General features: G+C 71.2%; 9 protein-coding genes. 6 read left to right on the plus strand and 3 right to left on the minus strand.

The features are described 5' to 3' along the window. Positions 1-47 precede the first annotated feature (47 nt). The 4 genes from CCN44_RS04250 (at position 48) to CCN44_RS04265 (ending at position 5,918) form a co-directional block, all read left to right on the plus strand. Complete coding sequence (locus CCN44_RS04250; RefSeq protein WP_086696885.1) at positions 48-803, plus strand: TIGR03089 family protein; 756 nt, start codon at positions 48-50, stop codon at positions 801-803. A 160-nt stretch (positions 804-963) separates the two neighbouring features. Further along, positions 964-2,151 (plus strand): LCP family protein, encoded by a 1,188-nt coding sequence (locus tag CCN44_RS04255; protein ID WP_086696886.1) that lies wholly within the window; start codon positions 964-966, stop codon positions 2,149-2,151. A gap of 232 nt (positions 2,152-2,383) precedes the next feature. After that, a complete protein-coding gene (locus CCN44_RS04260) occupies positions 2,384-4,183 on the plus strand; it encodes an LCP family protein (protein ID WP_059251133.1) in 1,800 nt (599 codons plus the stop codon). A 130-nt stretch (positions 4,184-4,313) separates the two neighbouring features. Further along, positions 4,314-5,918, plus strand: coding sequence for an LCP family protein (locus tag CCN44_RS04265; RefSeq protein WP_059255119.1), 1,605 nt, complete (start codon positions 4,314-4,316; stop codon positions 5,916-5,918). An 86-nt stretch (positions 5,919-6,004) separates the two neighbouring features. Here the strand turns inward: CCN44_RS04265 and CCN44_RS04270 are convergent, their stop codons facing one another. Continuing rightward, on the minus strand, positions 6,005-7,033 hold the full coding sequence (locus tag CCN44_RS04270; protein WP_086696887.1) for a glycosyltransferase family 2 protein: 1,029 nt from the start codon (positions 7,031-7,033) through the stop codon (positions 6,005-6,007). 128 nt (positions 7,034-7,161) lie between these two features. On the opposite strand from CCN44_RS04270, the gene CCN44_RS04275 reads away from it, so the two are divergent. Continuing rightward, entirely contained in the window at positions 7,162-8,652 is a 1,491-nt protein-coding gene (locus CCN44_RS04275; protein ID WP_451761792.1) for an LCP family protein, read from the plus strand. Positions 8,653-8,683: 31 nt separating this feature from the next. On the opposite strand, the gene CCN44_RS04280 is transcribed toward CCN44_RS04275, so the two are convergent. Further along, positions 8,684-9,271 (minus strand): acyl-CoA thioesterase, encoded by a 588-nt coding sequence (locus tag CCN44_RS04280; RefSeq protein ID WP_079081057.1) that lies wholly within the window; start codon positions 9,269-9,271, stop codon positions 8,684-8,686. Between the two features lie 92 nt (positions 9,272-9,363). On the opposite strand from CCN44_RS04280, the gene CCN44_RS04285 reads away from it, so the two are divergent. Then, positions 9,364-10,671 carry an LCP family protein gene (locus CCN44_RS04285; RefSeq protein WP_189397179.1) on the plus strand — a complete coding sequence of 436 codons (1,308 nt, stop codon included), beginning with the start codon at positions 9,364-9,366 and terminating at the stop codon, positions 10,669-10,671. Between the two features lie 63 nt (positions 10,672-10,734). On the opposite strand, the gene CCN44_RS04290 is transcribed toward CCN44_RS04285, so the two are convergent. Then, positions 10,735-11,097 (minus strand): four-helix bundle copper-binding protein, encoded by a 363-nt coding sequence (locus CCN44_RS04290; protein WP_059251125.1) that lies wholly within the window; start codon positions 11,095-11,097, stop codon positions 10,735-10,737. Between the last annotated feature and the right edge of the window lie 199 nt (positions 11,098-11,296).

Below are 11,296 nucleotides of genomic sequence, written 5' to 3' on the forward strand. Positions count from 1 at the left end.
CCCGGCACAGGGTACGCGCGCGCCCGCCCGCGCGTACCCTGTGCCGGGTGAACGCCACCGATCGCACCCCTGCCGACCTGCTGACTTCCGCGCTCGCCGCGGACCCCGGCCGCCCGCTGGTGACCTTCTACGACGACGCCACGGGCGAACGCGTCGAACTGTCCGTGGCCACCTTCGCCAATTGGGTGGCCAAGACCGCGAACCTCCTCCAGGGCGACCTCTCCGCCGGGCCCGGCGACCGGGTCGCGCTGCTGCTGCCCGCGCACTGGCAGACGGCGGTGTGGCTGCTGGCCTGCTCCTCGGTGGGTGCGGTCGCGGACGTCGCCGGGGATCCGGCGGCGGCCGACGTCGTGGTGAGCGGGCCCGACTCCCTGGAGGCCGCGCGGGCCTGCCGGGGCGAGCGGGTGGCGCTGGCACTGCGCCCCCTGGGCGGGCGTTTCCCGCAGCCGCCGGACGGCTTCCTCGACTACGCCCTGGAAGTACCGGGGCAGGGTGACCGGTTCGCCCCGTTCGCCCCGGTGGACCCGGAGGAGCCGGCGCTCATCGTCGCGGGGCGGGAGTTCAGCGGGGCGGAGGTGGTCGAGCGGGCTTCCGCTCAGGCGCCGTCGCTGGGGCTGACGGGTCCCGGGTCCCGGTTGCTGTCGGGGCTGCCGTACGACACCTGGGAGGGGCTCGGCGCGGGGCTGTTCTCGCCGTTGGCCGTCGGGGGGTCCGTGGTGCTGTGCCGGAATCTGGAGCGGCTGGACGAGGACCGCTTCGCCAAGCGGGTGGAGAGCGAGCGGGTGACCGCCGTTCGGCGGTAGGGCCGCCTTCCAGGTTGCCGGTCCGTCGCTGTCCCCCACCCCCACGGACCGGCCGCAGTCACCCGTTCGGAGTAACTAAAGGGCGCTCCGGCACCCCTCCCCGGCCATCGTCGTAAGGGCAGGACGCGACGCTCGTACGCCATGAGGGGATGGCCTCACCGTGACCGACACCGCAGGCAGGCCCCTCGGTCCCGGTCCGGGAGCGGGAGCCTCGGCCACCGGGGACGGGCTGATACGGCGTCGGCGGCGGCGGTGGCTGCACGGCTCCGCGCTGGGGGCCGCCGTGCTCCTCGCCGCGGCCGCCGGAGCCGGCTGGGCCGTGTACACCAAGCTCAGCGCCAACATCACCCCCGACGAGGCCGCCGCCGCCGAACTCGCGCGGTACGAGAAGGAGCGGCCCACCGCGCTGGCGCGGGGCGCGCAGAACATCCTGCTGATCGGGTCCGACACCCGGGCCGGGGACGGGAACGACAAGTACGGCAGGGACCTCGGCACCGAGCGGTCGGACACGACGATCCTGCTCCACCTGGCCGCCGACCGGCACAGCGCCACCGCCGTCTCGCTGCCCCGGGACCTGATGGTGGACATCCCGAGCTGCCGGCGGGAGGACGGCAGGCGCAGCGACCCGGTGTTCGCGATGTTCAACCACGCCTTTCAGGTGGGCGGTTCGGCGTGCACGATCCGGACCGTCGAGCAGCTGACCGGCATCCGCGTCGACCATCACATGGTCGTGGACTTCCGGGGGTTCAAGGAGATGGTGGACGCCGTCGACGGGGTCGAGGTGTGCCTGCGAGAGCCCATCGACGACAAAGCGGCGAAGCTGAAGCTGCCCGCGGGGAGGGTCACGCTCGACGGGGAGCAGGCGCTCGGGTTCGTACGGGCCCGCAAATCGCTCGGCAACGGCAGCGACACCGATCGGATCGAACGGCAGCAGCGCTTCCTCGGCGCGCTCGTCAACAAGGTGCAGAGCAATGACGTCCTGCTGAATCCGGTGAAGCTGTATCCGGTGCTGGACGCGGCGACCTCCGCACTGACCACCGATCCGGAATTGGCGAGTCTGCGTGGCTTGTACCATTTGGTGCGCGGGCTGCGTGACATTCCCACCGAACGCACCCAGTTCCTGACGGTGCCGAGAGAGTCGTACGTCTACGACGCCAACCGTGATCAACTCGTGGAGCCGGAGGCCGAGAAGCTGTTCGCGCGGCTGCGGGCGGACCAGCCGGTGGTGGTGAGCCGGGAGAATTCACAGAAAGTTCCCGGGCAGGACACAGGGTCGGACGGGCCGGACGGCCCCTCGCCCGCGCCGACGTTTCGCGGGAACACCGCCGCCGAACAGAGCTGCGAGTAAGGCGCGCGGCCGAAGTCGAGAACTTCCGTTCAGAAAATGAGGGGGATTGCCCGGTTGTAGGCAGGTGGAATTTGTCACCGGCGTCGCCCCACGCTGAACTGGGCGGATAGTGTGAGCGATCCGGTGCACCTGGCCGCGAGGTCCGTCCTGGGGTCGTGCACTGATTCACCGAGACCCGAGCGCCTTGGAGGGGGAAGGCGCCGCGTGGCCCCGACGGAGGATTCGGACAACCGTGGACGCGCAAGGCCGTGGGCGGGCGGACAACATCGATCCCGCAGACCAGTGGGTACTCAATCCGAACACCGGCGAATACGAACTGCGACTGAGCCCTTCCGCAGCGCAGCCGCCGGTTCCCGGACCGCGCAGACCGTCCCCCCGGGACGGCGGCGCCGCGACCGCCGGCCGTACCCGGCAGACGGCCGGGGAGGCGCGGCAGGCGGCCGGGGAGACCCGGCAGGCGACCGGGGAGGCCCGGCAGCCGTCCCGGGCGCGCGGCACCGACGTGCCGGCCCCGCGCTCGGCTCGCCGCCGCGGCGCCGAGCCGGAGGCACCCCAGGGGCGGCGCGCGTCCCGGCGTCCGGTGAAGAAGAAGTCGACGGCGAAGAAGGCGCTGCTGTGGACCGGCGGGTCCATGGCCTTCGTGCTGGTCGCCGTGACGGCCGCCGGCTACCTGTACATCAAGCACCTGAACGACAACATCACCTCCATCTCCGACGACGGCGCCAGCACCGGCGGCTTCCGCAAGGACGAGGCGATCAACATCCTGCTGATCGGCACCGACAAGCGCACCGGCCAGGGCAACGAGGGTTACGGCGACGCGGGCAGTGCCGGGCACGCCGACACCACGATCCTGCTGCACGTCTCCAAGGACCGGTCCAACGCCACCGCGCTGAGCATCCCGCGTGACCTGATCGTGGACATCCCGGACTGCCCGACCCAGCAGGAGGACGGCAGCCAGAAGGTCATCCCGGGCTCCGAGGGCGTCCGCTTCAACACCAGCCTCGGTCAGGACGACCGTACGCCGAGCTGCACCATGCGCACGGTGACCGAGCTGACCGGGATCACGCCGGACGACTTCATGGTCGCCGACTTCAACGCGGTCAAGACGCTGACCGAGGCGGTCGGCGGGGTCGAGGTGTGCCTGGCCAAGGACATCGACGACCCGGACTCGCATCTGAAGCTGTCCAAGGGCACCCACAACATCTCCGGTGAGCAGGCGCTGGCGTTCGTGCGCACCCGGCACTCCGTCGGTTTCGGCGGCGACCTGAGCCGGATCGGGCTCCAGCAGCAGTTCCTGAGCGCGCTGATGCGCAAGCTGAAGGGGAACGACACGCTCACCAGTCCGACGAAGATGGTGAAGCTGGCGGAGGCGGGCACCAAGGCGCTGACCGTCGACGACAAGCTGGACAGCATCGGCAAGCTGAAGGACCTGGGTCTGGAGCTGGGCAAGCTCAACCCGAAGAACCTGACCTTCACCACGGTGCCGGTGGTGGACAACCCTGCGGAGAAGGTCAAGAGCACGGTCGTGCTGAACAAGGAGAAGGCCCCCGCGGTCTTCGACGCCATCAGGAACGACGTCTCCTTCACCGAGGTGAAGAAGAAGCAGAAGGCGGCGAAGGACGCCCAGGCCGCCCGGCTCAAGGGCCCCAAGGCGCCCGCCTCCGAGGTGCGGGTGCGCATCCTCAACGGCGGGGCGGAGACCGGCAGCGCACAGGCGGTGCTGAGCTGGCTGCAGAACGAGGAGGGCGTGACCAAGTCGGAGAACGCCGGCAACGCGCCCGCCGCGCTGAGCAAGACGACGCTGGAGTACGCGCCGGACCAGGCGGCCCAGGCACGCCGGCTGGCCGCGCTCATGGGTCTGTCCGGGGCCGCGCTGAAGCCGGGCAAGAGCGTGACCAACTCCCAGGGGCTGCCGGCGATGACGCTGACCCTGGGCAAGGACTTCAAGGGTGCGGGGGTCTCCCTCACTCCGTCGGCGAAGGCTCCGGACGTCGACAAGTCCACGGCAGACAAGGTGAAGTGCGCCTCGTAGGTAACCCAAGGGGCCCGTCGTGCGTCTAACCCGACGCGGGACGGGCCCGTTGCTTGGCGCAAGGGTGGGGAGGGCAGGGAGTTTGGCGCAGAGCGAGGTGCGCGGGGAGGCTCCGGCGGTCGAGGACACGATGCCGCTCACGGCGCGGACCACGGACGCGCCGGCGCGGTCCGGCCGGCGCGGCGGCGGGCGGCGGGCGGGCGGTCCGAAGACCGACCGGCGGCGGCGCAGACGGCGCGTGCTGCGCTGGTCGGCGACCGTGCTGGCGGTGGTGATACTCGGCACCGCGGGCGCCGGATACCTGTACTACCGGCATCTCAACGGCAACATCCAGAAGGGCGCGCGCGCCAACGGCGACGACTCCAAGGCGCACCGGACCGCACCGAACGCGGCCGGCCAGACCCCGCTCAACATCCTGCTGATCGGCTCCGACAGCCGGAACTCCAAGGAGAACCTGAAGCTCGGCGGCAGCCGGGACCACGTCGGCGACCCGCCGCTCGCGGACGTGCAGATGCTGATCCACCTCTCGGCGGACCGCAAGAGCGCCGCCATGGTCAGCATTCCGCGGGACACCCGGGTGGACATCCCCAAGTGCACGGACCCCGAGACGGGCAAGGTCTATCCGGCGACGAACGACATCATCAACGTCACCCTGGGCCGTGGCGGGGCCGGTTGCACGCTGCTCACCTGGGAGAATCTCACCGGGGTCTACATCGACCACTGGATGACGATCGACTTCGCGGGCGTGGTGAAGATGGCGGACGCCGTCGGCGGTGTCGAGGTCTGCGTCAAGCAGAACGTGTGGGACCACTCGACGCCCAGCCAGCGCGGCGGCTCCGGGCTGAAGCTGAAGGCCGGACGGCAGAAGGTCTACGGCGAGACGGCCCTGCAGTGGCTGCGCACCCGGCACGCCTGGGGCAGCGACCTGATGCGGGCCCGCGCCCAGCACATGTACCTGAACTCGATGATCCGCACGCTCAAGCAGCAGAACGTGTTCACCGACACCGGGCGGCTGATGGACCTGGCCGAGGCGGCCACCAAGTCCCTGAAGGTCTCCGAGGAGATCGGCACGGTCAAGAAGCTGTACGACCTGGGCATGCAGATGAAGTCGGTGCCCGCCGACCGCATCACCAGCGTGACGATGCCCAACGTCCCGGACCCGGCCGACCCCAACAACCACGTCGTCCCGGACGCGGCCAAGGCCGACAGGATGTGGCAGATGCTCCAGGACGACGTGCCGTTCGACAAGAACGGCGGGAAGTCCGGGTCCAAGAAGGGCGCGGGCAAGGAGGAGTCGGCCAAGAAGCCCTCGGTCGACGCGGCCCGGCTCGGGGTGCTGGTGCAGAACGCCACCCGGACCACCACCGAGGCCGCGGTGCGGCAGCGGGCGTCGGCGATCAGCCAGGTGCTCGTGCAGAAGGGCTACGGCCGGGCACAGGCCGATGTCTCGGGGAGCCTCGCCGAGGACAGGACGGTCGTGCGGTATCCGAGCGCGGACCTGGAGGGCGACGCGCAGGCGGTGGCCAAGGCGCTGGGCATCCCGATGAGCGCGGTACAGAAGTCGACCGACGTGTCGGGGGTCACGGTGGTCGTCGGCGCGGACTGGCGCTCCGGCAGCGCCTACCCCAAGAAGTCCGAACCGAAGGCCGGAGACCTGCCCGAGGGCACCGACGCCGTCAACGGCTCGGACAAGTCGACGTGCATGGACGTGTACAAGCCCTACCAGTGGAGCTGACGGAGGCCCCGCCGACGTGAACGGGCCCCTCTCGGAGCCGACGTGAAAGGGCCCCTCCTCGGGCAGGAGGGGCCCTCGCGGGTTCGTCAGGCGGGGTCGAGGACCGCGGGCCGCCGGGACGCGATGACCTTCTTCGCCAGGGACTTCGGGCTGGTCAGGAAGCCCCAGCCCCAGGACATGTGCATGGTGGCGAGGGCCACCGGGATCTGCAGCCGGGCCTTCAGGGGCAGCCCCTTGCCGGCCGGGACGGAGCCCGCGACGATCGCGGCCAGGTAGCCGCCCGGGATCACGAAGCCCCACGGGGTCAGCGCCGCGCCCACCACCAGGCCCGCCGCTATCGCGCACACCGCCGTGGGCGGGGCGAGGTAGCGCAGGTTGATGGAGCCGGCGTGGTAGCGGGCGACGACGTGCCGCCAGCGGCCGTAGTCCTTGTACTGCTTGGCCAGCGCCCGCACCGACGGCCGCGGCCGGTACGACACCTTCAGCTCGGGCGAGAACCAGATGAGCCCGCCCGCCTCGCGGATCCGGAAGTTCAGCTCCCAGTCCTGGGCGCGGATGAACTCCTCGTTGTAACCGCCCTGCTGCTCCAGCGCCTCACGGCGGAAGACGCCGAGATACACCGTCTCGGCCGGGCCGGCCTGGCCGCCGGTGTGGAAGGCCGCGTTGCCGACGCCGATCTTCGAGGTCATCGCGGCGGCCACCGCGTGCTCCCAGTCGTTCTCGCCCTCGGCGTGCATGATGCCGCCGACGTTCTGCGCGCCGGTCTCCTCCAGGAGGCGCACGGCGGTGGCGATGTAGTTCGGCGAGAGCATGCCGTGGCCGTCGACCCGGACCACGATCGGATGCCGGGACGCCTTGATCGCCGCGTTCAGCGCGGCCGGGGTGCGGCCGGTGGGGTTCGGGACGGTGTGCACGCGCGGGTCGTCACGGACCAGCTCGGCGGCGATCTCGTCCGTGCGGTCCGTGGACGGACCCAGGGCGATCACGACCTCCATCTCGCCGGCGTACTCCTGCGCGAGGATCGCTTGGACGGCCCCGCGCAGATGCCGCTCCTCGTTGAGGACGGGCATGATCACTGAAACGGCGGGGAGCCGCACGTCGGGCTTGGCGTTCATAGGAGCCTCACGTTACCGCGAACGGGGGACACGGATGCGCGCCGCCGGGCCTGCGGCGCGGGCTGGAGATCGTATCGGCCTACTGTGCTCCCGGATCCCACGTACGGCCTCGTCCGGAGGTGTCCTCCTTGCCCAGCCCGCCTCGGTCCCCGGCGCGTCCGCAGCGCCGCCCGCACCCGCCCCGCCGTGTGCCGCGCCCGCCCGAGCGGCCGGTGCGCTCCGTCCGGCCGCCGCGGCGGCCACGCTGGGCCATGCGGGCGGTCACCACGCTGTCGGTGGTGGTGCTGGCCTCCGCCGGGATCGGGCATGCGGTCGTCACCAGTCTGGACGCGGGCATCGCCCGGATCGACGCCTTCAAGGACATGAAGAACCGGCCCCGGGCCGGCCACGGCATGAACCTGCTGCTGGTCGGCACCGACGGTCGCGACAAGATCAGCGAGCAGGACCGGCGCGCCTACCGGCTGGGCGGGCAGCCCTGCCACTGCACCGACACGATGATGATCGTGCACATCTCGGAGGACCGGGAGCGGGCCACCGTGGTCAGCCTGCCGCGCGACTCCTACGCCGACATGCCCGCGCACGTCGACCAGAACTCCGGGCGCCGGCACGGCCCGCACCCGGTCAAGCTGAACGCGGCCTACGCCGAGGGCGGGCCCCAGCTGACCATCCGGACGGTCGAGAACATGACCCATGTGAAGATCGACCACTACCTGGAGGTCGACTTCACCAGCTTCATGAGGACCGTGGACGTGCTCGGCGGGGTGAAGGTGTGCACACCGACGCCGCTGAAGGACAAGTACACCGGGCTCGACCTGGCGCCCGGCACGCACACCCTGCTGGGCGGGCAGGCGCTGCAGTACGTGCGGGCCCGGCACCTCGACGGCGCCAGCGACCTCGGGCGGATGAAGCGGCAGCAGCGGTTCCTGGCCGCGCTGCTGGACAAGGCGACCTCCTCCGGGGTGCTGCTTAACCCGATGCGGTTCCGGGACGTGACCCGGGCGGTGCTCGGCTCGGTCCGCGCCGACGCGGGCTTCGGCACCGACGAGCTGCTCGACCTCGGCCGCGCGATGCGGAACTTCTCCCCGTCCTCCTCCGAGTTCACCACCGTCCCCATCGGGCAGATGAACTTCCAGGTCAAGGGCATCGGGTCGACCCTGAAATGGGATCCGGCGAAGGCGGAGCGGCTGTTCGGGGCGGTGCGCGACGACCGGCCGCTCGCCGCGGACCAGCCGCGCCGTGACCCGGCCGCGGCTCCGGTGCCGGTGGAGGTGGCCCCGGACACGATCCGGGTCCAGGTGGCGAACGGCACCGGCACGGCCGGGCTGGCCAAGCGGGTCGACGCGGCGCTCGCGGCGACCGGCTTCGCCACCACCCGCCAGCCGGTGACCGCGCCCGCCCGTGTGCCGCGCACGGTGATCTCCTACGACCCTCGCTGGGACCGCTCCGCCCGCTCGCTGGCCGCGGCCCTGCCGGGCGCCGAGCTGCGGGCCGTCCCGGGGCAGGGGCCGATGCTGAAGGTGACGGCGGGCGCGGATTTCAAGAACGTGCGCAAGGTGCGGTTCGAGGACCCCGCGCGGCCCGAGGAGACGGTGGTGCGGGGCAACGAGGTGGTGTGCTGAGGGTGCGCTCCCGGCGCTGCTCCGACTCCGGTCAGTCCTCGAAGCCCTCCGCCGCCCGCTGCTCGCGCAGCTCCCGGATCGCCCGGCGGCGGGCCAGCCGGTGGGTGCGGCGGATCTGGGCCTCCTGGTAGCGGCGGCGGTCGCGGTCGGTCTCCGGTATGACCGGCGGCACCCGGCGCGGCTTGCCGTCGGCGTCGACGGCGGCGAAGACCAGGTAGGCGGAGCCGACCTGGGTGGGCGGGGTCGACTCGTTCCAGCGCTCGGCGAGGACCCGCACGCCGACCTCCATGGAGGTCCGGCCGGTCCAGTTCACCTGCGCCTTGACGTGGACCAGGTCACCGACGCGGACCGGTTCGAGGAACGCCATCTCGTCCATGGACGCGGTGACGGCGGGGCCGCCGGAGTGGCGGCCCGCCACCGCGCCCGCCGCGTCGTCGACCAGCTTCATGATCACCCCGCCGTGCACCGTCCCCAGCAGGTTGGTGTCGTTGTGGGTCATGATGTGGCTGAGGGTGGTGCGCGAGGCGGACGTGGGCTTGCCCGGGATGTCCGGTTCCATGTCCGGATCCCTGTCCGTGGCCTGGTCTGTCATGCCCTCCACCTTATGCCGAGGCCGCATTCGCGGAATTTGTGTCGGGTTCGCAACAGCGCGGCCCTGATTTTCCGACATCCCTTGTCGAGCACATATCGGCGCCCGGCACACTGGGGCGCATGAATGACTGGCCCGAGGGATGGTCCGACGACAACCGCGGCCCGCGCTACGGACGCGGCAGTGCCGGCGCGCAGCCGGAGAGTGCCCGCGTGATGCGTCAGGTGCGGCGCGGCCCGGTGCCGCCCGGACCGCGCTCGGCGCACGGCGACCCCGGCCCGGCGGCGCCGCCGTACGCGGCCGGAGTGCCGCAGCAGCCGTCGTACGTCGACGGCCAGGGGCACGAGGACGGCTACGACAGCGGCTACAACACGGGCCAGGTGTACGGCACCCCCGGCGGCCGGGGGCCGGGCGCTCCGGCGGGTGCGTCCACCCGGTCCCCGCGCCCCGCGCCGAACTGGCGGCGCCGGATCAAGTGGACCGCGATCACGCTGGCGGCCGTGCTGGTCGTCACCTCGATCGCGACCTACTTCTGGGCCGACTCCAAGCTGCGCCGCGAGGTGGACCTGTCGAAGGTCATCGACCGGCCGGAGGGCGGCGAGGGCACCAACTACCTGATCGTCGGCTCGGACAGCCGTGAGGGCATGTCCAAGGAGGACGAGAAGCGGCTGCACACCGGCGGCGCCAAGGGCAAGCGCACCGACTCGATGATGATCCTGCACGTCGGCGACAACGGCGACACGCTGATCTCGCTGCCGCGCGACTCGGACGTGGTCGTGCCGTCGTACCAGGGCTCGACGTCCGGGAAGGTCTACCCGGCACAGGGCCGGCACGCGAAGCTGAACGCGACCTACTCCGAGGACGGGCCGACGCTGCTGGTGCGCGCGATCGAGGCCAACACCGGTCTGCGCATCGACCACTACGTGGAGATCGGCTTCCAGGGCTTCGCGAACATCGTGGACGCGGTGGGCGGTGTCGAGATCGACATCGAGAAGGGCTTCAAGGACAAGTGGTCCGGCGCCGACTTCAAGGCCGGCAAGCAGACCCTGGACGGCCAGCAGGCGCTCGCCTTCGTGCGGACCCGGCACGCGTTCGCCGCCTCCGACCTGCAACGCACCAAGAACCAGCAGAAGTTCCTGGCCGCGCTGGCGCACCAGGTCGCCACCCCGTCGACGGTGCTGAACCCGTTCAAGTTCTACCCGACCATGGGCGCGGGCCTGGACTCCCTGATCGTCGACAAGGACATGTCGCTGTGGGACCTGGCGTCGATGTTCTGGGCGATGAAGGGCGTCAGCGGCGGTGACGGCACCTCGATGAACATGCCGATCTCCGGCTCCTCCGGCGGCAACCTGGTCTGGGACAAGGCGAAGGTGAAGACGCTGGTGGACCAGTTGAACAACGACGAGAAGGTCACCGTCTCCGGCAACTGACGGCGGCGCGCGCACCGGTTCCGAGGGCACCCCGCGGGGTGCCCTCGGCCGTGTCGCGGTGGGTCACATGCTGGCGCCCGCCATCGCCCGACAGGTCTCCGCGCAGCGGCGACACGCCTCGGCGCAGCGCATCATCTGCTGGTCGTCGGGCATGGACATACACGCCTCGGCGCACATCTGGCACGCCTTCGCGCAGACCATGCACATGTCGCCGGACATGGGCGAGCGCCGCATCATCATGTCGGCGCACATGCGGGTCGTCTCGGAACAGTCCATGAGCGCGCGCATGATCTGCATCTGCGCCTGGCCGCCCTGCTGCATGCAGGAGCTCATGGTCTCCTCGCAGATGTTGTGGCAGTTCATGCAGGCGTCGATGCAGTCCTGCATCTGCTGGGTGAGGGCGGGCATCATTCCGGACTGGGTCATGGCTCCTCCTGGGAGGCGGTGGGACCCGGGGCGGGCCCCGTGTGCTTCCGTCCTACGACGGGGAGCGGTGTCCCGCACGTCGGGCCGCGCCTGCCCGGCCCGTCCGGGAGAGGCACCCGTCCGGGAGAGGCACCCGCCCGGGACGGCGCCCTCGCCCGAGAAGGCGGCCGGACGCGAGAAAGGCGCCCCGCGGGGCGCC

The organism is Streptomyces tricolor (assembly GCF_002155905.1).
GTDB lineage: Bacteria > Actinomycetota > Actinomycetes > Streptomycetales > Streptomycetaceae > Streptomyces > Streptomyces tricolor.